Here is a 26,203-nt window from a genome sequence, read left to right on the forward strand (position 1 = left end):
CCCCTCCCGCCCCGTTCTGTGTGTGCGCGACCCCCCCCGGGCGCCGGGTCGTTCCGGGCCCCCTCTTTTCCCCCTCCCTCTATACCGCGCCGCCCCTCCTTACATCCGGCGGTCAGCTCATCCGGGAGACCGCCGCGCGCCAACGGACCAGGTCCCGCCGCCGACGCTCGTACGTGATGGCGAGCCCGATCAGCGCGAGCCCGCCGGCGGCCAGGAAGATCCACCGGGGTAGCTGGTCCCACGCGCCGACCACCTCGTGCAGGGCGACGACGGCCAGGGTGGCGCCGCCGAGCAACACCGGCGCCTGCCGCCGCCAGTGCGCCCCGGCAAGCACCACCGCCAGCGCGCCCACTCCGAGCAGCAGCCGCCGCCACGGTTGGTCCCCGTCGACCAGCACCGACGCGAGACTGGGCAGGAGTGCCGCCGCGAGCCCGGGGCCGTGCGTCACCCAACTGCTCAGCGCCGGCTGGACATGCAGCGCCAGCGCACCGACGACCAACGCGCAGAGCGCTGTGGGCAGGGTGTACGCCTCCAGCACCGCCACCTGCGCAGAGGCGAGCAGCACCCAGACCGCGAGCAGTTCACAACCGGCTGCCGCCGAGGCGAGCAGTGATCGGCGCCGGGCCGGCTCACCAGGGCGCAGCGCCCGTACCCCGACCACCACCCCCCAGATGGTGGCGACCGCGGCGGCGTACCGGGCGGAACCGACGGTGAGCAGCAGTGCGACCAACGCCCCGGCGTGCCCGGCCGCCTCGATCGCGATCGACTCGGCCGACCGCCGTCCGCGCAGCAGCACGCCGCCGGCCAGCACCGCCACGGCGACCCCGAGCACCACGAGGGCGGCCACCCGTAGCGGCAGTTCCGCCGCCCGGCTGACGGCGACCGCGAGGGTCAGGGCGGCGCCGCTCGCGACCAGCCAGCCGACGATCCGGACCGCCGGCAGTGGCGCCGCGCCGCCGGCCGCCGCGCCGATCGCCGTGGCGACCAGCACGACCAGGCTCAACGCGAGCAGGGTGCTGGCCTTGGTGGGCAACGCGCCGGCCAGGCCGGCCCCGGCCAGCAACACCCCCACGGGTACGGACACCAGCCCGAACCGGGTCGCGCCGGGCGCTGCCGTGCGGCCGATCGGTACGGTGCCGGCGAGCAGCGCGGCGAGTCCACCGAGCAGGGCCACCCCCGGCACCACCGGCCAGTTGGCGCCGACGCAGGCGAGCACAACCGGCACCGCTGTCGCGGCCACCGGGAACGCCACCATGGCCGCCCCGCCGATGGTGCGGTGCCAACTCCAGCCGGCGAGGGCGAGTACGGCGGTCAGCACCACCAGTGCGGCAGCGGCACGGCCGTCGACGGGCCAGCCGTACGGGGCGAGCCCCACACCGGCGGGCGCCCCCGACCAGACCTGGCCCAGCCAACCGTACGGGCCGAGCAGCACCGCGCCGACCGTCGGTGCGACCGCCAGCAGGACCGGGAACGCCAGCACCGGCACGCAGAACAGGCTGGCCAACGCCGGGCCGGATACCCGGTGTCCGGGCTGCGGCGCCTGGACCGGTTCGGTGTCGGTGGTTCGGGCGCCCACACCCCGGGTCGTCAGCGCTCCGCCAGTCTGGAGCGCGGCGACCACGAGGAGCAGCGCCAACGCCGAGTAGAGCCCGACCGGCTCGTCGGTGCGGCCGGCCAGCGGGGCCAACCCGGTCACCAGTGCGGTGCCGGCGAGCGCGGTGTCGGCGTACGGCAGGTGGCCGGGTCGGTGGCGACGTACCAGGAGCATCGCACCGAGGACGAGTACGCCGCTGGCGAGCGCGGCCCGCGCCTGCCACCACGGTTGCGCCCCGGCGGCGAAGAGTCCGACCGTCGTCGTCGCGGGTACGGCGAGGAGCCCGACGGCGAGGGACGCCCCGCCGATCATCCGCCGTACCGCTGTCACCGGGTCCGGTGCCTCGTCGCCGCCGGTGCCGTCCCGGCCGGGTCGACCGGTCCCGGCTAGTACGGCGACGACCAGCCCGGTCAGCATGATCGTGCCGAGTGCGGCTGCGGCACTGGCTGGACGGGCGAAGGCGACCAGGAGCGCGTGCCCGGCCAGTGCCGCTCCGACGAGCGCCCGGACCAGCACCGACGCCACCCCGGGGGCCGGTACGCGTACGGCGGCGAGCAGCAGCGGCACCGCGAGCGCCAGCTCCACCACGGCCAGTCCCCACCAGGGCAGCGGCAGCGCGGCCGGGAAGGCGAGCACCGCCAGCCCGACGCCGGCTACTCCGACCGGTTCCCGGGTCGGCCGGGGCAGCAGCACCGCGAGCGAGAACGCGAGCAGCAGTACGGTGACCGGCGCCTGCCAGTCCAACGTGCTGACCGGCCCGGTGCCGTCCGCCCACCAGGACGGCCGCCGACGGTCCAGCGCGACCTGTCCGGTGATCGCGGCTATCGCCAAGATCAGGCTGCCCAGGGCGCCGACGAGCAACAGCCCGCCGACCCACGGGCCGCGCCAGACCTCGACCGGCAGCCACCTGCGGCTCCACGCGACCGCGCCGGCCAGTACGGTGACCACCACCGCGCTCACCACCATTTCCCACGGCCCGACCAGGTCGAGGACCGGACGCAGGACCGAGGCGGCGAGGCTGAGCACGACCACCAGTCCGGCTGCGGCCTGGAAGCCGGCGTTGCGCGTGAGCACCGCGCCGGCCACCAGAGCCGTCACCGCGACCAGCAGTGGCCCACCGGCCAACACCGGCGCTCCCGGCCCGACGCCCAGCAGCAGCGCGATCAGGCCGCAGAACGCGGCGATCGCCAGCGCGGCGGCGTACGCCACCCAGCCGACGGCCCGACGGGCCGGCGCCACCCCTCCGGGCGCCGGACCATCAGTCCCCCCACCGCCCACACGTACGCCGGCCGGGACCGGTTCACCGCTCCGGGAGCCGGGACCGGAACGGACCCGCCCGACGTGCACCACGGCCAGGTTGAATCCGGCCAGCGCGGCGAAGACCAGCGCCCAGCCGGCCACACCGGGATCCGCCTCGCTCACCAGCAGCGGCAGTACCGGCTGGACCAGCGCCAGTGCGGTGAACCAGGGCGCATCGAGACGGGTCGACCGGTGGTAACCGAGGGCCACCGCGGCGCTCACCCCCCAGACCAGCGCCGCGTACGTGGCGCCCGGCCAGGATCGGACGTCGAGGAGGTTCACCGACCAGGCGGCGTAACCGTCGAGCGCCACCAGCAGGAGTCCGACCACCGAGAAGGTCTCGGCGGTGGCGGTGAGCCCTCGTCGCTTCGCCAACGGCGGCAACGCGAGGACACCGGCGGTGACCCCGGCCAGGATCGCCGCTCGGCCGGCCACCCCGACCACCGACCAGGTGACCGCGATGAAGACGATCGCGGCGGCGCAGAGCAGCAGCCCACCGAGGACGAAGAGCAGGTTCTGTACGGTCCGGGTGGACGCTTCCGGGCGTACCGGTGCGGGCGCGGCGGCGGGGGTGACCGGGGCGGGGGTCGGGCGTGTCGCCGCCGCGACCCGTACCTGGGCGGCCAGCTCGGCGCGGCGGCGGCGGAGATCGTCGAGGGTGGTGACCAGCGCCGCGTACGCCTGCCGGGTCTGCTCGACCCGGGCGGCCAGCGCGACGATCTCACCGTCCAACCGGACCACCTCGGCGGCGACCGGATCCGGTGCCCGTCCACAGCGCGGGCAGCCGGTGCTCAGATTGGCCCCGGCCCCACATCCGGGGCAGGGATACAGGCTCGGCGGATTGCTCACCCTCGCATGCTCGACCCGCCGGCCCCGACCGGCACAGAGTGCGGATACTCAGCGGCGGGCAGGGTCCCGGGGGCGGGTACTCACACCACCTGGTCCGAATCCCCGACTCAGGTCCGGGTCTGGTCGTGGATCCAGGTGGTGTAGTCCGGGTTTCCGCTCTCCACCCAGTGCACCAGGATCTCCGGCACCTCGTACGGGTGGGAGCTGCGGAGGTGGTCGACGAGAGCCTCCACCCGGTCCGGCGCGGTTTTGAACTGCACCGACCACTCCCGGGTGGTTTCCATCCGGGACTGCCACCAGTAGGTGCTGTCCATCGGGCCACCCACCTGGGCGCAGGCCGCCAGCCGGCCGGCGACCGCGGCGGCGGCAAGCAGATCCGCCACTGACCGGGCATCCACCACGGTCGTTACCACGCAGAGCTGGTCCACGTGGCGCACCTTACGCGCTGTTGCGGTGGATATCGACCCATTCGTCAATACGTTTCCACCAGTCGTAAAGCCAGTCGATCCGCTCCTGCCGACCAACTGGTATTTCTTCCGGCGGCACCGACCAGAAACGCATCACAATCTTCTTATCCATCGGCAGTTCGCGCCAGACGTCAGCCACGGTCAGCATTCGGTCGAGTCCGGTATGCGCGACAAAAATGACACCCGCGTCGGGTGCCGCATCAAGCGCGGCGAGTACGCCACCGGGCTGTGGTGCCAGCACGTGACGCATCGCCTCCGCCCGTACGGCCATCTTCTCCAACCCTCGGGCCCGCAGCCGCTCGATGGCCCGGACCCGCCGACGCGGGGTGAAGTTCCCGCCCTCCGGAAAGATCACGAACGCGTCGTTGCTGTCCAGGCCGACCGCGAGGTGCCCGATCTGCTCGGTGAGGGGACGGCCCGGCTGGCGACTGTCGCCGCCGATCGCCGGGTCCTGGGCCCGGCCGGGCGCGATGAACCGGTTCGGCAGTCGGTTGAGCAGGACGTCGACCGCCGGGTCCCATTGCAGGGTCTGCTTGAGGACGATTCGCGGCTCGCGATCGAACCAGTTCACCAGGGCGTGGATCAGAATGAACGAGTCACCCGGACCGGCATGGCGGCAGAGCACCAGTTGCGGACGCCCCGGCAACGCGCTGTCCGGGTCCGTACCCACCATCTCGATCGTCAGGCGCAGCGTCCACTGCGCCTGCCAGAAAAGGAAGTTGAGGAACCAGCCGGTGAGCACGTAGTGCGCCCGCTGGAACCGTGGTGAACGCTTCTTCCAACCGAATCCGGAAGCGACCCAGAGCCCGAAAAGTGCGATCAGCGCCGTCGCGTCCCAGGCCAGGTAGATGATCCCCATCCAGAGCACGCGCAGCGGGCGCAGGTAACCCGGCACCAGTGGCGACACCGCCGCCGCGAGGATCAACCAGACCGGCAGCGCGCTGACCACCACGACGGCCAGCAGCACCACCGCCGGCGCGAGAAGCACCCGCCGCAGCCAGCGCGGCGGCAGCCACATCAGCTGCCCTCGACGTGCGACTGCAGGTAGCGCCGGGAGGCGGTGTACGCCCGGCTGATCCGCCGGCCCACCGCCGCCATGTCGCGGTACGCCCACGGAGTGTCATCGCGCGGCTGTGACCCTCCGGTCGGCAGCACGTGCACGTCCACGTCGTCCGGCAACGCCGCCATCTCCCGGGCGAACCGGTGCCGACGGGCGATCTCGAAGGCGACCTGGGCGATCTCCCACGGCCGCCGGGGCGGGGTCAACGGCCGTTCGATCCGGCCCACCTGGAGCACGAAGATCTGTTTCGCCCCGCACTCCACCGCCTCGCCGATCGGAATCGAGTTGACGATGCCGCCGTCGACGAAGTGCTCCCCGTCGATCTCGGAGGGTGGGAGCAGGCCGGGAACCGAGGCGGAGGCGAGCACCGCGTCGACCACCGGCCCGCTGGAGAACCAGTGCTCGGCGGCGCGCTCGATGCTCGCCGCGCAGCAGCGGAACGGCACCTTGAGGTCGGCGAAGGTGGTCCCCTCACCGAGTTCGGATTCGAGCAGCCGGCGCAGCGGTCGGGGCGAGTGCAGGTGCGTACGGGCGGCGAACCGGCGGAGTTGCCGGGCCACCGAGTCGCCGTACACCTCGCTCGCCTCCGGCGACGCCCAGAGCCGGACCAGCCGGTTGGTCACCGCCTCGGTCGGGTCGGCCGCCACCAGGGCGCCGTTGACCGCACCAATCGACGTGCCGATGACAAGCTCGGGGCGGATGCTGGCGCGGAACAGCGCCCGGAGCATGCCGACCTCGACCGCACCGAGCACGCCCCCGCCGCCGAGCACGAACGCGACCGGACCCTTGACCATGCCTTTCATCGTGGCACGGCCGGTCACGAGGCGGGCAGGCACGGCCGCTGCGACGTGCGCGTCTTCACGCCGTCCGGCCGCCCCGGCGAGCCGTGACCTGTCAGGCGGGGCGCTGCTCCGAGGCGAGCGAACCGCCGCCGATGCGCGGGAAGGGCTCGGTGGAGAAGACCACCTCGACCGGCACCTCGAAGAAGGCGGCGATCCGCAGCGCGAGATGCAGGCTGGGTCGGAACTCGCCCCGTTCGAGGTAGCCCACGGTCTGGTAATGGACCCCGAGCGCCTCGGCGAGCTGCCGGCGGGAGATACCCCGCTCGACCCGGAGCACCGCGATCCGGTCGTAGATCACCTCGTTCATGGCATCCGCCCTCTCACGTGACCCGCTGCAGGGCCTTCTCGCGACGAGCGGCCACGCTCGACCCCGACTCCCGTCGAGCCATCCGACGCAGCACGACCGGCGCCACGACCAATCCCACGACCGCCCAGACCCCGAGTACGCCGAGGGTCTCCAGGTGCCGCCAGGACTGTCCGATCTCGACCGCCGAGAGGTTCTCCGGAAGCAGCGCCGATCTCATCCCCAACCCCAGCCAGTAGATCGGGAACACCTGCGCGACCCCCTGCAGCCAGGCCGGGAAGTTGGTGATCGGGTAGAAGATACCGGAGCTGGCGACCAGCCCCATGATCGGCAACATGATCAGGCCCATGTTGCGCGGGTTGTCGAAGAGGGAGCCGAGGATCGCACCGATCGGCATGGTCGCGACCAGCCCGAGCACCAGCACCCAGACCAGGGTCAGCCAGGCGGCCGGACTCGTCACCGTCAGGCCGTCGACCAGGAACAGACCGGGTACGAGCTGGAGGGTGGTGCTCACCACGGTGATGCCGGAGATCAGCACGATCTTGCCGATCAGGTAGCCCAGCATCCCGTTCGGGACCGCCTTGGCCCGGAGCAGGGTGCCGTCCTCCCGCTCGACGATGAGCTGCTGGGCCACGTTGACCAGCCCGCCGAAGGCGACGCCCATGCCGATCGCACTCGGCAGGGTCCGCGACCCGAGCGAGAAACTCGTCCCGGGCACGGTGACGTCCCGGGTGAAGAACATGACCGCGAGCAGGATCGCGGTGGGAAAGAAATACGTCCAGAGGTTCTGGGCGGTGGTGAACGACTGACGTAGCTCGATCCCGCCACGCACGAGCCCGGACCGGACCGCGGTCAGCACCGGTGTCATCGGACAACCTCCTCGAACGTACGCGCCGCCGTGGCGGCCCGCCCCGACTCGAACTCCCGGACCATGGCCATGTAGGTGTCCTCCAGGCTGGCCCGACGTACCTCCAGGTCGGCGATGGACTCACCGTGCTGGCGGAACAGTTCCCGGACGAACCGGGTGGCGTCCACGGTGGTGTGCACGAAACGCTGGTCGTCGTGGGTCCAGCGGATTTCCGCCTCGGTAGACATCCGTCGGGAGAGTTCGTCGGCCGAACCGTCCGCGATGATCCGGCCACCGGCCAGGATCAGGATCCGGTCGGCAAGCTTCTCCGCCTCGTCCAGGTCGTGCGTGGTCAGCAGAATCGTGGTGTCGTCGGTGTCGGAGAGCCGGTGCACCAGGTCGTGGAACTCCCGCCGGGCGGCCGGGTCGAAACCAACCGTCGGCTCGTCGAGGAAGAGCAGCTCCGGGCGGCCGACGATGCCGATCGCCACGTCGAGCCGCCGCCGCTGCCCACCGGAGAGCTGGCCGACGCGCTTGCCGGCGTGCTCGGTCAGCCCGACCGCCGCCACCAGCTCGTCGACGTCCCACGGGCGACGCACCTGCCCGGTGGAGTACGGCACGTAGTAGGAACCGATCTGGGCGAGCAGTTCGCGTACCCGCCACTTGGCGTGGTCACGCCAGGACTGAAGGACCACGCCGAGCCGGGCCCGCCACCGCTCGTCACCGTGTCCCGGGTCCACACCGAGCACACTGACCTCACCCGCGGAACGCATCCGGAAGCCTTCGAGGATCTCGATGGTGGTGGTCTTGCCAGCCCCGTTCGGGCCGAGCAGCGCCAGCACCTCGCCCCGGCGCGCGGTGAACGTGACGCCGTCGAGCACGTCGTTGGCGCCGTAGCGCATGCGCAGGTCGCGTACGTCGAGCACGGTCGACCCGTCGGTCCGGCCGGCGACCCGGGCGGGCGCGTTCAGCTCCTGCAACCCCGTCATAGACCTTCACCTCCCCGTCTAACCAGTAGGCCAGACCATAGCATGAGTACTACATTCTGAAGCAGTCTCATTTCTGGCAGCCGCATTTTCCTGCCCGCACCGGCGCTGGGTAACATGAGCCCGCCCCGATGCTTCCCGTAAAGCCCCGTCCGGCGGCTGAGGAGACCAGGAAGTGCCCCTATCGCAGGGCGTCGATGCCCTCACCCGGCTCCGCCGCACGATCTTCCGTACGCCCGGTCCACTGCGCTGGGTCGCCATCGGCACCGCGCTCGGCCTGGTTCTCCTGCTCGTACTCTTCGGAGTCGTGTTCCGGACCGGACTCGGCATCGTGCCGGTGGTCGGCGCCCGGGAACCCGACGGTGGCAACCGGGTCGGCGCCGCGGCACCGATCGGCATCGCCCCCAGTCCGGGGACCTCACCGAAGCCACTGCCGGACGAATACCTACCCCTGGTACTGGCCGCCGGCAAGGTCTGCCCGGAACTGCCGGCGCCCCGGATCGCCGGGCAGGTGATGGCCGCCTCCGGCTTCACACCCGGAATCCTCGGCGAGGACGGCGCGGAGGGGGTCGCACAGTTCCGACCCGAACTCTGGCAGGCGTACGCGCCCTCCACCGCGGCCTCGGCGACGGACCCCGCCGTGGCCGTACCCACCCTCGGCCGGGCCATGTGCGGCCTGGTCGACGAACTCGCCCCGCTCGACGGGGACGCCTACCTGACCGCGCTGGCCGCGTTCCAGTGGGGACCGGAGGCGATCCGGGAGGCCGGCGGGCTGCCCGACGCCCCGAGCCTGCGCGCCTTCGCCGACATGGTGTCGGACTACACCGCCTACTACGCGCGGGATCCGCGACTCTCCGGCGCCTCGCCCACCCCCACCCGGCGAACCAACCCGACCGGACCGACACCGAGCGGACCGACGGGCACGGCCAGCGCGCCGGGCAACGGCACCCCGAACCCCACCAGCCCCGGCACCAACCCCAGTGGCACCCCCAAGCCCCCGGCGACCACCACCACCGCGCCGCCGCCCCCACAGACGCCGGTCTGGCAGGAACGGGTCATCCGGTCCGGCTCCGCGCTCCGCCCCAACCAGTCCTGGACCTCGAACCGGTTGGAACTCACCCTGACCGGCGACGGCGACATCGTCCTGCGGGACCAGGGACGGACGGTGTGGCGGTCGGGCACCGCAGGGAGAGGCGGTCAGATCCTGGTCTTCCAGGGCGACGGCAACCTCGTCCTGTACTCGCGGTACGGCGCGACTCTCTGGAGTTCGCGTACCGCGCGCAACAACGGCGCGACGCTGGTCCTGCGGGCGGACGGAAACGTCGTCATCTCCGACGACGGCAGGAGCATCTGGCAGACCGGGACCGCGAGCTGACCAACGCCTCGCCGGCCGTGGGGAGCGGCCGACGAAGCGGGTACCCCAGAGCCGGAAACCCCGGCCCGACCAGGGGTTGACGGCAGGTGCCGGGTCGGACCGTCGATCGTTGACAGAACGATGACATTCACGCAACCTGATACGATCCCCCTCCCCAGGCAGGTGCTGCACACGATGGCTGCGCTGTACGCGGGCGGTCTACTCGCCCGCAGGTACCGACTCATCGACCAGATCGGCGCGGGCGGCATGTCCGTCATCTGGCGCGCCCGCGACGAGGTACTCGACCGGGTCATCGCGATCAAGGTCCTCGCCGCGTCGCTCGCCGCCGACGCCAAATTCCGTGACATGGTCCGCGAGGAGGCACGCGCCGCCGCCCAACTCGTCCACCCGCACGTCACCGCCGTACACGACTACGGCGAGGAGATCGCCCCGGACGGCGCCGTCACCGCCTTCGTGGTGATGGAACTGCTCACCGGTGAAGAGTTGGAAGCCCGGTTGCGGGGCGGTCCGCTGCCCTGGGCCGACTCGGTGGAGATCTGCGCCCAGGTGGCTGAGGCCCTGGCCGAGGCGCACGAACTCGGCATCGTGCACCGGGACATCACCCCGTCCAACGTCATGATGACCTCGGTCGGCGCGAAGGTGCTCGACTTCGGCATCGCCACCCACGTCGGTGCGCCAGACGAGGACGAGGACGGCGAGACCTTCGGCACGCCCGCGTACGTGGCGCCGGAACGGCTCGACGGGACTCCGGCGCAACCCGCCACCGACACGTACTCGCTGGGTGTGCTGCTCTACGAGACGCTGACCGGACGGGTGCCCTATCCCGCCGAGACCTGGGACGACCTGACCGAGGCGCTGCGTACCGGCGGTCCCGTGCCGCCGCTGACCGGCGTACCCGGGCTGCCACCGAAGGTGGCCGACGCCTGCCTGCGCTGCCTGGCCCGCGATCCGGCCGACCGGCCGACCACCAGGGAGGTTGCCGAACTGCTCCGCGGACAGTTCCTCGCCGCCGAGCCACCACCACCGGCCGGTGCGGCACCGCCGCCCAGCCGACCGGCGATCGTCGCCGAGCCGTCGCCCTCCCCGACCGCGACGATCCCACCGACGCCGAACCCGCCAGCCTGGTCGTACGAGCGGACAGCCACCGCCGTACGGGTGCTGCCCGCCCTCGGCGAGCCGGCCGGATCCGGTCCCGGTGCACTGGCCACCGCACCCGTACGCCGCCCGGAGCAGAGCAGTGTCCGCTCCCGGATCGGAACGCTCGGACTCGCCTTCGGCGCGGTCGCCGTACTCGGACTGGCCGTGGTCATCGGCGCCCTGATCAGCGGCCCGCGCCAGCCCCGACAGGTCGGCCTCCCCACCGCCCCGATGCCGAGCATCTCCGCACCGGCGCCGTTCGCGAACGGGTCGACGCCGTCCAGAACACCAACCACTGCTCCGGTCAGACCGACGCCGACCAAACCGGTCGTCGTGACCGCGGCGACGTTCCCGGAGGCGGTGGCGGAACTCGACCGGTTGATCGGCAACGGCCTGGCCGCTGGCGCGATCCGCGGAGATGTCGGACTCGACCTGCGCAACCAGCTACGCAACCTGCAGACGTCGATGATCTCGGGACCGATCGACCTGGTCGGACCGGTTGACCTGCTCAGGCAGGCGGTGGCGACCCGAGTGCACGAAGGTGGCATCAGCCGCGACTACGCCAAGCAACTGGACGCGGCCCTGGCCCAACTCACCGCAACCTGACCCGAAGGAAGGGCCCCTTGTTATCGCATTCTGTATAGGAAGGGGCCCTTCCAAACGGCTGTCCAGCCGACGCCTTCACAGAAGTCGCGGTGGGACCGGCCGCGAACACCGGCATCGCCGCCGCGACGGCACCCACCCCCGGCACGCCGGCCCGGGGGCGACGCGTGAACGCCGACGGACGGTCAGGAGACGACGAGCGACTGGATGCTGACCGCCGCCGCACCACGCGCCCACTCCTCGAACGGGAGCGGGCGGATGGAGAGAGGGCACTGGGCGGCGGCGCCGAATGCCTGGCGTTCGAAGCCCGCTCGGATGTGCGGTTCGAACAGGTCGTAGACGGCCAGCCCTTCACCGGACACGACGATCCGGGCCGGGCCGACCAGGTTCGCGACCGCCGCGATGCCGGTGCCGATCGCGTTGCCGGCGCGGGCGAAGACGGCGGCGACCCGTTCGTCGCCGGCTCGGGCCAGGGCTACCGCGTCGTCGATGGTGAGGTCGGGCCGACCGGTCCGGTCCCGGGCCTGTTCGACGATGGCGTACGTGCCGGCGATGGACTCCACGCAGCCCCGCCCGCCGCAGTGGCAGCTCGGGCCGGTCGCGTCGATGCCGATGTGGCCGACCTCGCCAGCCACTCCGTGCGACCCGGAGACCAGCCGGCCGTTGACGACCAGGCCACAACCGATGCCGGTGCCGACGGTGACGAGGGCGAAGGACTCGACGCCGACGCCCTCGCCGAACCAGTGTTCGGCGGCGGTCAGCGCCTTCACGTCGTTTTCCACGGTGACGCTGAGCCCGGTGAGCAGACTCGCCTGCTCGCGCAGTGGCACGTTGTGCCAGCGCAGGAAGGGCGAGTATCGGACCAGGCCGCTGCTGCGGTCCACGTCCCCGGAGATGGCCAGTCCGAGCCGACGAGTGCGCTGGCGGTAGTCGTCGGGACCGTCGAGCAGTTCGTCGACGAGTTGGCCGAGTTCGCCGAGGACCACCTCGACACCGGTGTCGGTCAGCGGCCGGTGGGCCGCTGACCGTACCCGCGCTCCGAGGTCGCAGACCACGCCGATCAGCTCGTCTGCGGTGATCTTCACGCCGACGAAGAACTCGCGGTCGCTGCGGATGGCGAGCGGACTGGCCGGGCGTCCGGCCCCCGGTCCGGTCCGTTCGGTCGCGGCGAGTTCGTGCAGGTAGCCCAGTTCGATGAGCGGTCGCGCGGCCTTGGTGACCGCCGCGGACGAGAGTCCGAGCCGGCGGGCGAGGGTGACTCGGCTGAGTGGACCCTCGGTCAGCACGGCGGTGAACACGGCCGTTGCCGCCGGGGCCACGGAGAGGCTGCCCGGGCCGGTCTCGGGAAACATACGCGAAACCTAGAATCAATAATTAACTTCGTCAAGTATTGATTTCGGCGCGGCGACGGTCCTACGCTCGGCGGCACTTACGGCCCGCCCCCCACCCCCGGCCCGGCGGAGCCACCACCCGTTAGCCGCACAACCGAGGAACCGATGCCCACCGTGCTGTTTCACCCCGACCATCGCCTGTGGCTGCTGCGCGGGCCGACCGCGGCGTACGCCGTCCGGCTCGCCGAGGACGGCGCCGTGCGGCATGTCCACTGGGGTGCGCCGATCACACTCGACCAGGCGGTTCAGGCGGGCGAGCGCACCTCGCCGGCGGCGAGCAGCTTCGAAGCGGTGGCCGGGGTGGACGAACTGACGGTGGAGGGCGGTGCCCGTTTCGGCCCGCCCAGTCTGCTCGTACGGTTCTCCGACGGCACCCGCGCCCTCCAGTGGCGGTACGCCGGCCACGACGTCGACGGTGGGCACCTGAGCATTCACCTGGACGATCAGCACTACCCGCTACGAGTGACCCTGCACTACCACATGCATCCGGACAGTGACGTACTCGAACGGTGGACAACCGTCCGGAACCTCGACGCCCACCACCCGGTCACCCTGCTCCGCTGCGACTCGGCGACCTGGACTGTGCCGGGCCGGCCCCACTACCGCCTCAGTCACCTGGTCGGCGGCTGGAACAGCGAGTTCCAGCTACGGCGTACCGAGATCCCGGTGGCCGAGACGGTGCTGACCAGCCGGCGCGGCATGACCAGTCACCACGCCAACCCCTGGATCGCCGTCGATGACGGCACCGCCACCGAGGAGCACGGCGAGGTCTGGAGTACCGCGCTGGCCTGGAGCGGCAGTTGGCGGATCACCGTGCACCGCGACCCGGTCGGCCGGACGACCTGGACCGGCGGCTTCGGCCACGAGGGGCTGACCTGGACCCTCGCACCCGGCGAAGCTCTGGACACGCCGACCGTCGCCGGCCTCTACAGCGTCGGCGGATTCGGGTCGGCCAGCCGCGCCTGGCACGGATACGTCCGCCGGCACGTGCTGTCGCACCCCGACGAGACCCGGCCGGTCCTCTACAACTCCTGGGAGGCGACCGGCTTCGACGTCGACGAGGCCGGCCAGATGGCCCTCGCGGCCCGCGCGGCGAGCCTCGGCGTCGAACTGTTCGTGATGGACGACGGCTGGTTCGGCGCCCGCAGCAGCGAACATGCCGGCCTCGGCGACTGGGTTCCCAACCCGGCCCGTTTCCCCACCGGCCTGCGCCCGCTCGCCAGCGAGGTACGCCGGCTCGGCATGCGGTTCGGGCTCTGGGTGGAGCCGGAGATGGTCAACCCCGACAGCGACCTGTACCGGGCGCACCCGGACTGGGTGCTGCACATGGCGAACCGCGACCGCACCGAGATGCGCCACCAACTGGTACTCAACCTGGCCCGACCGGACGCCGCCGAGTGGACCCACTCATGGCTCGACCGTCTGGTCAGCAAGCACGACATCGACTTCCTCAAGTGGGACGCCAACCGCCCGTTCACCGAGGCTGGATGGCCCGGCCACGGTGACCCCGACCGGCTCTGGATCGCACACACCCGCGCCGTCTACCAGATCATGGACCGGCTCCGGGCGGACCACCCGGACCTGCGGATCGAGGCGTGCGCCGGCGGCGGCGGGCGCGCGGACCTCGGCGTGCTGGCCCGTACCGACCAGGTGTGGACGTCCGACAACACCGATCCGGTCGACCGGATCGGCATCCAGCACGGGTTCGGTCAGCTCTACCCGGCGCAGGTGATGGGCGCCTGGGTCACCGACAGCCCGAACGTCGCCACCGCCCGACGTACCCCGCTGCGCTTCCGCTTCCACGTCGCGATGGCCGGCGTGCTGGGCATCGGCGGCGACCTCACCGCCTGGACCGAGGAGGAGCTGACCGAGGCGGCTGGACTCATCGCCACGTACAAGCTGATCCGGCCGGTGGTCCAGCACGGGACGGCGTACCGGCTTCGCGGCGACGGCACGCTGACCGGCATGCAGTACGTCCACGGTGACGACCACGTACTGCTCGCCTGGTGCCCCACCCGACGGTTCGGCCACCAGCCACCACCGCTCCGCCTGGCCTCGGTCGACGTCGCCGCGACCTACCGCGACCTGGAGTCCGGGGCGACGTACCCGGGCGCGCTGCTCCGGCATGCCGGGCTCCCCCTCGACCTGCCACCGGGCGACCACGCCAGCACCCTCGTCCGGCTACGGCATCTCGGCTAGCCGGGATGCGCACCCCCGACCGACCGAGGCCGATCTGCGCACCTGGGCGGCCGACCATGCACCAGCCACACCACGCCCACCGAACGCACCGACAGCCAGACACCGGCGAGATCCGGTGTCCGAACCCTCACTGGGAGGTTCCCCATGGCACACCACCAGGCCACACCGTCCCCCTTCACCTCTGACTCCCGCCCCGGTCGCCGTACCCTCCTGAAGGGCATCGGTGGCGTCACCGCCGCACTCGCCTCGGCACCACTGCTCGCGGCCTGTAGCGGGGGCTCCCCTTCGGGAGAGGGGGACGACAAGAACACCTCGCTCGGTTCGGGCCTCTCCGACGCCGTGCCGCGCAGCGCCATCCAGGCGATGGTCGACACGTACCAGCAGAAGTCGGGCGCGACCGTGAAGACCAACGTGATGCCGCGCAACGAACTGGTCAACAACATCAGCACGTACCTGCAGAGCAGCCCGGAGGACGCGGTCACCTGGTTTGCCGGCTACCGGATGCGCTACTACGCCGCCAAGGGTCTGCTCGCCCCGCTGGACGACATCTGGGAGAAGATCGGCAGGAACTTCTCCGAGGGCATCGCCAAGGCGTCGACCGGCGACGACGGCAAGAAGTACCTGGTGCCGAACTACAACTACCCGTGGGGTTTCTACTACCGCAAGAGTGTCTGGCAGTCGCACGGCTACCAGATCCCGGCCACCTTCGACGCCCTGCTCGCACTCTGTACGCAGATGAAGAAGGACGGCCTGACCCCGATCGCCTTCGCCGACAAGGACGGCTGGCCGGCGATGGGTACGTTCGACTACCTCAACATGCGCACGAACGGCTACCAGTTCCACGTCGACCTCTGTGCGCACAAGGAGTCCTGGGACCAGCAGAAGGTCAAGGACGTCTTCGACAACTGGAAGGCACTGCTGCCACACCAGGACCCGGCCGCCCTCGGCGCCACCTGGCAGGAGGGGGCCCGGAGCCTGGCCACCAAGAAATCCGGCATGTACCTGATCGGCTCGTTCATCGGTCAGGAACTCACCGACCCGGAGGTCGCCGCCGACCTGGACTTCTTCCCGTTCCCCGCGATCGCGGTCGAGGGCACTGACGCCATCGAGGCGCCGATCGACGGTTTTGTGCTCTCCGCGAAGGGTGGGAAGAACAAGGCCGCCAAGGACATGCTGGCCTTCTTCGGCAGCGGCGCCGGGCAGGACGTGTACGCGGCGAAGGACTCGTCGAACCTGCAGACCGCCAAGGACGCGAACACCTCGTCGTTCAGCGCGCTGAACCGCAAGGGTGCCGAGGCGATCGCGAACGCGAAGTACATCAGCCAGTTCTTCGACCGCGACGCCCTACCCGCGATGGCGAACAACGTCATGATTCCGGCCCTGCAGAGCTTCCTCAAGGACGGCACCGTCGACACCCGCAACCTGGAGTCGCAGGCCAAGACCTTGTATGCCGCACAGTGAGCCGTCACCTGTCATGACAACCACCACCGTGTCCCCGTCGGTCGCGCCGTCGGCCGACGGGACCGCACCCCGGCCACGGTCCCGTCGGGTACGGCGACTGACCGGCTCGGACCGACTCGTGCTCGGCCTGATGGTGGGTGTACCCACGCTCATCCAGGCCGTGCTCGTGTGGATCCCCACACTGTTGTCGGTCGGGCTCTCCTTCACCCGTTGGAACGGGCTTGACCTGGCCGACATCCGACCCGCCGGCCTGACCAACTACACGTACGCGACGCAGGAGTACCCGCCGTTCTGGCCGGCGGTCTGGCACAACGTGATCTGGCTGGTCTTCCTCGCGCTGGTGGCCACCCCGATCGGCCTGCTGCTCGCGGTCCTGCTCGACCAGAAGATCCGGGGTAGCCGGCTCTACCAGAGCATCTTCTTCACCCCGGTGATGCTCTCGCTGGTCATGGTCGGCATCATCTGGCAGCTCGTCTACGCCCGCAACGAGGGCCTGCTGAACAACCTGTTGGGCACCGCCGGAACACCCGGCGCGACCGACTGGTTCGGCGACTCGCAGGTCAACCTCTGGGCCGCCCTGATCGCCACCACCTGGCGGCACGCCGGCTACATCATGGTGCTCTACCTGGCTGGTCTGAAGGGCATCGACCCCAGCCTGCGGGAGGCCGCCGCGCTCGACGGCGCCACCGCCCGGCAGACGTTCCTGCGGGTGGTCTTCCCGGCGATGCGACCGATCAACATCGTGATCGTGGTGATCACGATCATTGAGGCGCTACGGGCCTTCGACATCGTGTACGTGATCAACCGGGGTACCAACGGCCTGGAACTGCTCAGCGTCCTGGTCATCCAGAACCTCGTCGGCGAGGGCCAGGTGATCGGCGTCGGTTCCGCCCTCGCGGTGATCCTGCTGGCGATCTCGCTCGGCCCGATCGTCTACTACCTGGTCCGCACCTTCCGGAGGGCAGACTGATGACGACGACCGCGACGCCCGCGCCGGCAACCGGCCTCGTGGACGGCGGCGACCGGGCTGCCACCCGACGCCGGCCCCCCGGACGCCGGCACTACGGCACCCACCTGTTCCTCGTCGCGATGGCGGTGCTGTGGCTGGTACCGCTGCTCTGGGCCCTCTACACCGCGCTGCGACCGAAAGCGGTGACGGACCGGTACGGCTACTGGAGCCTGCACGGACCGCTCAACCTGGACAACTTCTCCGCCGCCTGGACCCAGGGCGGCATGGCGACGTACTTCGGCAACTCGGCGATCATCACCATCCCGTCGGTGCTGCTGACCCTCGCCCTCGCCTCGATGATGGCGTTCGCGGTGAGCCGGTTCAGTTGGAGGTTCAACCTGACGTTGCTGATCATGTTCACCGCCGGCAACATGCTGCCGCCACAGGTGCTCGCCGCACCGCTGTTCGAGATGTTCAAGCACACGCCGCTGCCGTACTCGATCAGCGCCTCCGGCAGCCTGCTCGACACGTACTACGCGGTGATCGCGGTGGAGGTCGCCTTCCAGTTGGGCTTCTGCACGTTCGTACTGGCCAACTACATGAAGGCGTTGCCGGGCGAGCTGACCGAGGCGGCGCTGGTGGACGGGGCGGGCGTCTGGCGGCAGTACAGCCGGATCATCCTGCCGCTGTGCCGACCGGCCCTGGCAGCCCTCGGCACGCTCGAAGTGATCTGGCTCTACAACGACTTCTTCTGGCCGCTGCTGTTCATCCACAGCGGCGACCAGTTACCCATCACCACGGGCATCAAGAACCTGCAGGGACAGTTCCTGCTGGACTACAACCTGATCGCGGCCGGCGCCACCATCACGGTCATCCCGACCCTGGTCGTCTACCTGGCCCTGCAGCGGCACTTCGTCGCCGGCCTGACTCTCGGCGCGAACAAGGGCTGAGGCACCGTCGGGGCCCCGGATCGGATCAGGCCGGACCCGATCCGGGTGGGTCGAGTCTGATCCGGTTCCCGGCCCGGTCGAAGAGGAGGAGCCGGTCCAGGTCGACGGCGAGCACCATTGGCGCTCCGGGACGGGGTGGGGTCAGCGCGGGAACCCGCACCACCAGATCGGCGACGGGCGGCTGCTCCTGCGCGGACTCTGGCTCGTACACCGGGTAGAAGCCGTACTCGGTCCTGGCGGTCGGGGGCGGTGAGTCGGTGCGCTGGTGCGGAATCATGCGGGCGAGCGCGTGCCGGAACGGGTGGGCGGTCGGCGGGTCGTCGGCGAGCAGTGCCGACAGGTGCTGGCCGGTGTCCGGGTGCTCCAGCCTCGACTCGACAACCGAGGTCGGTACGCCGCCGATGTCCACGTGCACCAACGCCTCGTGCCCGAGGTGCTCCACCGACCGTACGCTGCCGCGCAGCACCGCCCCCTGCCCGGCACCGGGCGTCACCGGAGTCAACGTCTCCGGTCGCAGTGCGAGCGTCACCCGTTCGGTGTGCCGGCGGACCAGCGTCCGTAGTCTCGGGTCGTCACGGGGCAGTTCCATCAGTTGCGAGCCCACGTCGATCAGCACCCGTTCGCGGTCGACGTAGACCGCCCCCTGGAGCAGGCTGGGGCGGGGTGTGCCGAGGAACGCCGCCACAAAGAGGCTGACCGGATCGGCGTACACCTCGGCCGGTGTGCCGATCTGCTGTACCCGGCCCCGGCGCAGCACCGCCACCCGGTCCGCCATCGCCATGGCCTCGACCTGGTCGTGTGTCACGTACAGGGTGGTCACGCCGAGCCGCCGGGACAGCCCGGCGATCTCCGTACGCAGTTCGGCCCGGACCCCGGCATCCAGATTGGACAGCGGCTCGTCGAGCAGGAACGCCTGCGGGCGTCGGACGATCGCGCGTGCCATCGCCACCCGCTGCCGTTGGCCCCCGGAGAGGTTGGCCGGCCGGCGTTCCAGCAGGTGGGCGATGCCCAGTTGCTCGGCTGCCTCGGCCACCCGGGCGGCGAGCGTGCCACTCGGCTCCGCACCGAGCCGCAACGGGAACCCGATGTTCTGCGCCACTGTCAGATACGGGTACAGGGCGTAGTCCTGGAAGACCATGGCGACCCGGCGGTCGCGTACCGTCTGGTTTTCCATCAGGTCGCCGTCGAAGAGGATCCGGCCGCTGGTCGGCTCCTCCAGACCCGCGACGAGCCGCAGGACCGTGGACTTGCCGCACCCGGTCGGGCCGAGCAACACCACGAACTCGCCGGATCCGATCTCCATGCTCACGTCGTCGACCGCCACGGGCCCGCCGTCGAAGACCTTGGTCAACCGGTCGAGGGTGATGGCGACCAAAGGGACCACCTCCTGCCCCACATGGTCCGGGCCGGTACGCCACTCGCGCTACCCCCGCGACACTTTCGATGGGCCATCGATACGCCGAACATCCCCTCCCCTCCCCGCCGGACGCCCAAGGACAACGCGTTTGGAAGGGCCCCTTCCTATACAGAAAGCGATAACAGGGGGCCCTTCCTTCGGTTACCAGGCGCCGGTGGGGGTGAGGGCGGAACTGGTGAGGCGGGGGGCGGTCGCCGCCCAGCGCCGGTAGATCCGCTCGTAGCCCTCGGCCATCAACTCCGCCGAGAAGGAGTTCCGTACGTGTGCCACGCACACCGCCGGATCGAGACGACCCGCGTCCCGCAGCGCCTGTGGCAGGTCGTCCGGGTCGACACAGACGATCCCGGTCTCGCCGGGTCGGATCAGCTCCGGTACGGCACCACGGTCGAGCGCCACCACCGGCGTACCGGTCGCCATCGCCTCGACCATCACCATGCCGAACGGCTCCTCCCAGCGGATCGGCATGATCAGGCAACGGGCCGAGAGCATCAGCTCGAAACAGGTCGCCCGGTCCGGGTTGCGCAGCACGGTCAGATCGGGACCCTGGAGCGGTTCGATCACCTCGGCGAGGTAACGCTGCTCCTCGGGCTCGTCGCACTTGCCCGCCAGCACCAGCGACAGCCCGGCCGCCCGACATGCCCGTACGGCCAGGTCCGGTCCCTTGTCCGGGCTGAACCGCGCCAGCCAGAGCACCGGGCCGGTGCCGACCGAGGTCTTGTGCGGTACGTCGTCGAGCGCCATTCCGTTGTGGACGGTCGCCGCCCACGGCAGGTGGGGACGGAGTCGACGCTGCGCGTGTGAGATCGCCACCAACCCGACCGACCGGTCGATGTCGGCGAGAATGTCCCCGAGTTCGCCGGTCGGGCGGTTGTGCACGGTCGCCACTGTCGGCACGGACCGCCGGGGGGCGACGAACGGACCGATGGTGGTGTGGTCGTGTACCACGTCGAACACGTCGGGATTGATCATCTGGTCGACCCGGGCCAGGTGTGCCAGTTCGGGCAGGGACTGCCCGAGGCGTTCGTGCTGCAACTCCGGCATGGTGCCGACGAACCGGGCAGCGGTTCCCGATCCCGTACCCGCTCCGAAGAGGGTCACCTCGTGCCCACGGGCGGCCAGCGCGTCAACCAGCGCGGCGCAGACCTGCTCCACCCCGCCGTAGCCAGCGGGTGGAAGCTCGTACCAGGGCGGCACGACCATCGCGATGCGCAATGGCGCCGTCCGGTCGAATCGGTCGATTGGCATGTGGTTCACGACGTCGAGCCCTCCCCACTGCTCCGGCTGACCCGGATAGCTCGGGTTCCCCGGCTGCACGGGGGATAACCGGCGGTCATGGCCACGAAAACGGGCGACGGGCGGGACCGGCGGGCCGGCAGACGGTCACATCGCCATTCCGAGCTGGTCGTCGACCTCCCGGACGCCCGGTGCCGACCAGGCCACCCGGCGCGCTTCCTCCCGTTCCATCCACGAACGGACGGTTCCCGCGAGGATGACCGTGTCGGTCTCGACCCGCACCACGATCTTGTCGGCGTTGTCTTCGATCACCCGTGCCAGCGCCCGCCGGATGTCCCGTTCCCGCTCCTGTGGCATGACCCGTTCACCCGGTCGTACGGAGATGAGGTTGGTGATTCCCCGGACCCCGGAGAGCCGGCCGAGGTCCCGCTCAGCGGCCTGCTTCTGGTAACCCCAGTCGACCTCACCGCGCAACACCACCCAACCGTTCGCGACGGTCACGTCGATCTGCTCCACCGGCACGAACGAGTCCCAGTCGAGGGCGCGGCTGGCCGCCTTCGCGATGTCGGTGTCGGTGGGTGCGGTCGAGCCGTGGAACCGTACCTCGATGTCGTTGGCCACGCCTCGAACACCACGGATGCGGTGCGCGGTGCGTTCCGCTGCCCACCGGCGGGCGTAGCTGTCCACCCACCCGGTCAGCGTGACGACACCGTCCCTGACCACGACTCCGACCTCGTTGGGCTGCACCTGCGCCTCCCATTTCAACTCGGCCAGCAGATCACGCTGGATGACCGTGTCGTCCTGGATCGCGGTCGCTGTGGTCATCGCCTCTCCTTCCCGGGTCCGTGCCTCTTCTGCCGCTCCCCCGACCGTCACGCCGGCCGGGGTGACCCGTCCTCGTCCGGGCGAGGTGAGGAGAAGCCGGTGACGGAGAGACGCGAGAAGAAGCCGTGACGGATGAGACGTGAGAGCGAGCCGGTGGAGGGGTGAGACGTGAGAGCAAGCCGGCGACGGATCAGAGGAAGCCCGGTACCGGGGAGAAACGGAACCGGTACCGGGCGGGGCGGAAAGGAAGCGGCGGGCGACGTGACCAACCCCCTTGGTCACATCGCCCGCCGCTTGGGGAGGAGGCGCACTTCCGAGTTACGGACAGTGCCCTCAGGTCTGCGCGGTCGCTGGTGCTATGACGTCTCGGCGAGCGTCACGGTTGCGGTCTGCTCCACACCATTTCGGGTGAAGGTCAACTGGACCTTGTCGCCCACCTTGCCGGTCTGCACGGCGCCCACCAGATCGTTGGAGTCGTTGACCGTCTTGTCGCCGAAGCGGGTGATCACGTCGCCCTGTTGCAGGCCGGCCTGGGCGGCCGGGCTGCCCTGGGTCACCCCGTTGACCACCGCGCCGACGTCCTCGGACTCGGTCACGCTGACCCCGAGGTACGGGTGGCTGACCTTCTGGCCCTGCTGGAGCTTGCTGGCGACGTCCTTGGCCTTGTTGCTCGGGATCGCGAAGCCGACGCCGATGTTGCCGTTGCTGCCGGCGGTGGCGATGGCGGTGTTGATGCCGATCACCTCACCCTTGGTGTTGATCAGGGCGCCACCGGAGTTACCCGGGTTGATCGGGGCGTCGGTCTGGAGCAGGCCGGAGATCGAACTCGCCGCCTGCGGCTGCTGCTGTTGCTGGAACGGGTTCTGCGGCTGCTGCTGCTCCTCGCCGCCGGCCTGGATGGTCCGGTCCCGGGCGCTGATGATGCCGGCGGTGACCGAGCCCTGCAACCCGAGCGGGCTGCCCAGGGCGAGCACGGTGTCCCCCACCTGCATGGCGTCGCTGTCGCCGAACTTCGCCGGGTTCAGGTCGCTGACCCCCTGCGCCTTCACCACCGCGAGGTCGGTCTTCGGGTCGGTGCCGATGATCTTCGCCTGGGCGGTCTTGCCATTGGCGAGGACGACCCGGACCGTGTCACCGGAGGCACTCGCCACCACGTGGTTGTTGGTCAGGACGTAGCCGTCGGCGGTCAGCACCACACCCGAACCCTCACCGGTGCCGGTGGTGATCGAGACGACGCTGTTCTCCACCGATGCCGCGATCTTCGGCAGGTCCTCGCTGTTGATGATCGGTGCGGCGCTGTAGGTCCGACTGGGTCCGGAGGAGCCTCCGTCCAGCGCCAGCGCGACCGCACCACCGGCGATGCCGGAGCCGGCCATCAGCACCAGAGCCGCCGCACCGATCGCCGCGAACTTGCCGGCCCGGCTCGGCCGGGGCGCCGGAACGGGCACACCCGGGCCCTGCGCCCAGATCGGCGGCGGGTTCCCGCCGACCTGCGGCGGCTGCGGCGGCAGGTGCGCGCCGTGCGGGTGGTGCCCGGCGTAGGTCGGGTTACCGGTCCAACCCGGCTGGTTCTGCGCGGCCGGGTGCCAGGGGCTCGGCGGGTACGGGTTCGGCGCCGGGTGCGCGGGTGCCCCGGACTGCGGAGCGCCGTACGAACCGGCGTACGGGCCGGGCTGACCCGGGTGACCGGCGTACGGGCCGGCCGGTGCCCCGGAGGTCCCGGCGTACGGGCTGGCGTACGGGCTCTGCGGCGGCTCGGCCGCGGCGGCGGGCGTACCAGCCTGCTCCGGCTCTCCGGCGGTGGCCGGTTCGGAGGCGGCCTGGGCACCGGAAGTGGCCGGTTCGGAGGCGGCCTGGGCACCGGAGGCGGCGGTGGAGTCGGCCGGCCCGCGCTCGACGGGCGACAACTCCGCGGTGGGATACGACGGCGTGGTGTCGGCGTCGGCGTTGGCCGACGGCCTCTGCGGGTCGGTCTCGTACTCGTTCATGGCACCTACCTTGCCCCGTTGCTCTGCGACCCACCTGGAATCGCACTGGGTGTTCGCTGTGAATCGTTCAGTTCGTCTGGGCGCCCGGCACCGCTACTCGTCTTCGGTCGCGTCGGGCGTGCCCGGGGCGAGTGGCAGTGTGACCCGGAAGGTGGCCCCGCCGCCGGGTGTCTCAAGCACCTCCACGCTGCCGTGGTGTGCCGCGACCAGGGCGGCGACGATGGCCAACCCGAGACCGGTGCCGGTTGCCCCGTCGGCCCGCCGGGTACGGGCCGCGTCGGCCCGGTAGAACCGCTCGAAGACCCGTTCTGCCTGCTCGGGGGCGAGTCCGGGCCCGGTGTCGGCAACCTCGACGGTGGCCACGTTCCCGGTGTCGGCGCGCAGTCGCAGCGTCACCGAGGCGTCCGGTGGGGTGTGGGTGATGGCGTTGGTCATGAGGTTGCCGAGCACCTGTCGCAGCCGCGCGTCGTCGGCGAGCACCACCAGGTCCCCGGAGCCCGGCACGACCTCCAGGAAGATCTTCCGGTCGGGTGCGATCGCCTGTGCCGCCTGGACCGCCTCGGTGGCGAGCACCGGCAACTCGACCGGCCCCAGCACCAGCGGTCGCTCCCGGTCCAACCGGGCGAGCAGCAGCAGATCCTCCACCAGCAGACCCATCCGGGACGCCTCGTCCTCGATCCGGCGTACCAGCCGGGCGGTCTCCTCGGGCGAGCCCGCCGCCCCCTGGCGGTAGAGCTCGGCAAAGCCACGGATGGTGGTCAACGGCGTACGCAGCTCGTGTGAGGCGTCGGCGACGAACTGTCGCATCCGCTCCTCGGAGCGTCGGGCCCGTGCCTCGGACGCCTGCGCGGCGAACGCCGCGTCTCGTGCCCCCAACTCGGCGTTGCGGGCTGCGGCCTCGGACGCCGCCCGGGCGGTGAAGGCCGCCTCGATCTGGGTGAGCATCGCGTTCAGAGCCCGGGAGAGACGACCCAGTTCGGTCTTTGCCTCGGCCGCGCCGGGCTCGGGGTCCGGGACCCGTCGGGTGAGGTCGCCGTCGGCGATCGCCGCCGCGGTCTGCTCGATCTTGTCGAGCGGCCGGAGGCTGGTTCTGACGATCGCCGCGCCCAGCGACGCGAGCAGGATCAGCACCGTGCCACCGACCACCAGGTCGATCCAGATGAGCTGCTTCACCGCGAGGTCGACATCGTCGAGGTTCTGCCCCACGCCGATGAACCGGTGGTCGTCCACCTGGACAATTTTCATTCGCCAACGCAGCCGCTTGTTGTCCCCGTCGGTCGTGAATGCCTTACCGTCGGCGTGCGCCTCGAACCACGAGACACTGTTCAAGGTTCCCGGCAGGTCGACCTTGGTGAGCTGGCGGTCGTACTGCACCGTGCCTGTTCCGCTGCTCTTGTCCACGGCCACCACCAGGTAGTCGGTGGGCAGGCTGGGGTCGATCGTGGGCACCGACACCGAGCTCCGCTTCATGAAGGCGGACAGCTCGGAGTCGACCTGGTCGACCAGGTAGTTGCGGAGGAAGAAGGTGGTCATCACGCTGATCACCAGCAGGGCGGCGGCGACCAGGGCGAGGACCGCGGTGACCAGCTTGAAGCGCAGCGGCGTGCTCCGCAGCCGGCTCTTCAGCACCGAGGCCGGAGTGGTCACGCCGCCGGCTTGCGCAGCACGTAGCCGACGCCCCGCAGCGTGTGGATCAGGCGGGGCTGGCTGCTGTCGACCTTGCGCCGCAGGTAGGAGATGTACGACTCGACGATGTTGTCGTCGCCCCGGAAGTCGTAGTTCCAGACGTGGTCGAGGATCTGTGCCTTGGAGAGCACCCGGTTCGCGTTGAGCATCAGGTAGCGGAGCAGCTTGAACTCGGTCGGGGAGAGCTGCACCCGCTGCCCGGCCCGGTGCACCTCGTGCGTCTCCTCGTCCAGCTCCAGGTCGGCGAAGCTGAGACGGGACGGCGTCTGGTCCCCGGTCGCGGTCCGGCGCAGCACGGCCCGGATCCGGGCGGTCAACTCCTCCAGACTGAACGGCTTGGTGACGTAGTCGTCACCACCGAGGGTCAGTCCCCGGATCTTGTCATCGGTCGCGTCACGGGCGGTCAGGAACACCACCGGGGTACGCGTACCGCTCTCCCGCATCAGCCGGATGACCTCGAAGCCGTCCAGATCGGGCAGCATGACGTCGAGCACCACCAGGTCGGGGCGACGCTCCTTGGCCGCCGTCACGGCGGCACTGCCGCTCGTGGCGGTGGCCACGTCGAATCCCGCGAAACGCAGGCTGGCGGAGAGCAACTCCAGGATGTTGGGGTCGTCTTCCACGACGAGTAGTCGTGCCTCGGTTTGCGCTGCCATGACCACATCATCCGCCGCTCCCCTTCGGGCGGGCTGGAGGTCCCCTGAAAACTACCTGGGAACCCACCCAGCTCCGCCGGGGAAG

General features: G+C 70.6%; 20 protein-coding genes. 6 read left to right on the forward strand and 14 right to left on the reverse strand.

Annotated elements, in window-relative coordinates:
• Positions 1-112: 112 nt before the first annotated feature.
• The 7 genes from ACIBF5_RS20620 to ACIBF5_RS20650 all read right to left on the reverse strand — a co-directional run bounded on the left by ACIBF5_RS20620 (position 113) and on the right by ACIBF5_RS20650 (position 8,251).
• Positions 113-3,742, reverse strand: a complete 3,630-nt coding sequence (locus ACIBF5_RS20620; protein ID WP_396813889.1) for a PspA/IM30 family protein — start codon at positions 3,740-3,742, stop codon at positions 113-115.
• A 107-nt stretch (positions 3,743-3,849) separates the two neighbouring features.
• Entirely contained in the window at positions 3,850-4,170 is a 321-nt protein-coding gene (cutA, locus tag ACIBF5_RS20625) for a divalent-cation tolerance protein CutA (RefSeq protein WP_121162036.1), read from the reverse strand.
• 10 nt (positions 4,171-4,180) lie between these two features.
• On the reverse strand, positions 4,181-5,227 hold the full coding sequence (locus tag ACIBF5_RS20630) for a 1-acyl-sn-glycerol-3-phosphate acyltransferase (RefSeq protein ID WP_396813891.1): 1,047 nt from the start codon (positions 5,225-5,227) through the stop codon (positions 4,181-4,183).
• Positions 5,227-6,063 carry a patatin-like phospholipase family protein gene (locus ACIBF5_RS20635; RefSeq protein ID WP_396813893.1) on the reverse strand — a complete coding sequence of 279 codons (837 nt, stop codon included), beginning with the start codon at positions 6,061-6,063 and terminating at the stop codon, positions 5,227-5,229. The genes ACIBF5_RS20630 and ACIBF5_RS20635 overlap by 1 nt, the downstream gene beginning before the upstream one ends.
• Before the next feature lie 100 nt (positions 6,064-6,163).
• Positions 6,164-6,418 carry a helix-turn-helix transcriptional regulator gene (locus tag ACIBF5_RS20640; protein ID WP_396813895.1) on the reverse strand — a complete coding sequence of 85 codons (255 nt, stop codon included), beginning with the start codon at positions 6,416-6,418 and terminating at the stop codon, positions 6,164-6,166.
• 13 nt (positions 6,419-6,431) lie between these two features.
• Complete coding sequence (locus ACIBF5_RS20645; protein ID WP_396813897.1) at positions 6,432-7,283, reverse strand: ABC transporter permease; 852 nt, start codon at positions 7,281-7,283, stop codon at positions 6,432-6,434.
• Positions 7,280-8,251, reverse strand: a complete 972-nt coding sequence (locus tag ACIBF5_RS20650) for an ABC transporter ATP-binding protein (protein ID WP_396813900.1) — start codon at positions 8,249-8,251, stop codon at positions 7,280-7,282. Before ACIBF5_RS20650 ends, ACIBF5_RS20645 begins: the two co-directional genes overlap by 4 nt.
• A 172-nt stretch (positions 8,252-8,423) precedes the next feature.
• On the opposite strand from ACIBF5_RS20650, the gene ACIBF5_RS20655 reads away from it, so the two are divergent.
• On the forward strand, positions 8,424-9,623 hold the full coding sequence (locus ACIBF5_RS20655) for a hypothetical protein (RefSeq protein WP_396813902.1): 1,200 nt from the start codon (positions 8,424-8,426) through the stop codon (positions 9,621-9,623).
• 174 nt (positions 9,624-9,797) lie between these two features.
• Positions 9,798-11,366 (forward strand): protein kinase, encoded by a 1,569-nt coding sequence (locus ACIBF5_RS20660; RefSeq protein WP_396813903.1) that lies wholly within the window; start codon positions 9,798-9,800, stop codon positions 11,364-11,366.
• Positions 11,367-11,548: 182 nt separating this feature from the next.
• On the opposite strand, the gene ACIBF5_RS20665 is transcribed toward ACIBF5_RS20660, so the two are convergent.
• The gene (locus tag ACIBF5_RS20665) at positions 11,549-12,715 is read right to left on the reverse strand and encodes an ROK family protein (RefSeq protein WP_396813905.1); all 1,167 of its coding nucleotides are present in this window, start codon (positions 12,713-12,715) and stop codon (positions 11,549-11,551) included.
• A gap of 144 nt (positions 12,716-12,859) precedes the next feature.
• Here ACIBF5_RS20665 and ACIBF5_RS20670 point away from each other — a divergent pair, with 144 nt between their 5' ends.
• From ACIBF5_RS20670 to ACIBF5_RS20685, 4 genes are all read left to right on the forward strand, one after another.
• Positions 12,860-14,953: an alpha-galactosidase gene (locus ACIBF5_RS20670; protein ID WP_396813906.1), complete on the forward strand. Its 2,094-nt coding sequence runs from the start codon at positions 12,860-12,862 to the stop codon at positions 14,951-14,953.
• Positions 14,954-15,097: 144 nt separating this feature from the next.
• Entirely contained in the window at positions 15,098-16,414 is a 1,317-nt protein-coding gene (locus tag ACIBF5_RS20675) for an ABC transporter substrate-binding protein (protein ID WP_396813908.1), read from the forward strand.
• Between the two features lie 13 nt (positions 16,415-16,427).
• The gene (locus ACIBF5_RS20680; RefSeq protein ID WP_396813910.1) at positions 16,428-17,384 is read left to right on the forward strand and encodes a carbohydrate ABC transporter permease; all 957 of its coding nucleotides are present in this window, start codon (positions 16,428-16,430) and stop codon (positions 17,382-17,384) included.
• Positions 17,384-18,313, forward strand: coding sequence for a carbohydrate ABC transporter permease (locus ACIBF5_RS20685; RefSeq protein WP_396813912.1), 930 nt, complete (start codon positions 17,384-17,386; stop codon positions 18,311-18,313). The genes ACIBF5_RS20680 and ACIBF5_RS20685 overlap by 1 nt, the downstream gene beginning before the upstream one ends.
• Positions 18,314-18,338: 25 nt before the next feature.
• Here ACIBF5_RS20685 and ACIBF5_RS20690 read toward each other — a convergent pair whose 3' ends face one another.
• From ACIBF5_RS20690 to ACIBF5_RS20715, 6 genes are all read right to left on the reverse strand, one after another.
• Positions 18,339-19,688, reverse strand: a complete 1,350-nt coding sequence (locus ACIBF5_RS20690; protein ID WP_396813914.1) for an ABC transporter ATP-binding protein — start codon at positions 19,686-19,688, stop codon at positions 18,339-18,341.
• A gap of 183 nt (positions 19,689-19,871) precedes the next feature.
• Entirely contained in the window at positions 19,872-20,975 is a 1,104-nt protein-coding gene (locus ACIBF5_RS20695; protein ID WP_396813916.1) for a glycosyltransferase family 4 protein, read from the reverse strand.
• A 135-nt stretch (positions 20,976-21,110) separates the two neighbouring features.
• On the reverse strand, positions 21,111-21,788 hold the full coding sequence (locus ACIBF5_RS20700; RefSeq protein WP_396813918.1) for a BON domain-containing protein: 678 nt from the start codon (positions 21,786-21,788) through the stop codon (positions 21,111-21,113).
• A gap of 356 nt (positions 21,789-22,144) precedes the next feature.
• The gene (locus tag ACIBF5_RS20705) at positions 22,145-23,776 is read right to left on the reverse strand and encodes a trypsin-like peptidase domain-containing protein (protein ID WP_396813919.1); all 1,632 of its coding nucleotides are present in this window, start codon (positions 23,774-23,776) and stop codon (positions 22,145-22,147) included.
• A 93-nt stretch (positions 23,777-23,869) separates the two neighbouring features.
• Positions 23,870-25,423, reverse strand: a complete 1,554-nt coding sequence (locus ACIBF5_RS20710) for a sensor histidine kinase (RefSeq protein WP_396813921.1) — start codon at positions 25,421-25,423, stop codon at positions 23,870-23,872.
• On the reverse strand, positions 25,420-26,118 hold the full coding sequence (locus tag ACIBF5_RS20715; protein WP_396813923.1) for a response regulator transcription factor: 699 nt from the start codon (positions 26,116-26,118) through the stop codon (positions 25,420-25,422). The genes ACIBF5_RS20710 and ACIBF5_RS20715 overlap by 4 nt, the downstream gene beginning before the upstream one ends.
• Positions 26,119-26,203: the final 85 nt, after the last annotated feature.

The organism is Micromonospora sp. NPDC050417 (assembly GCF_044458865.1).
Lineage (GTDB): Bacteria > Actinomycetota > Actinomycetes > Mycobacteriales > Micromonosporaceae > Micromonospora_G.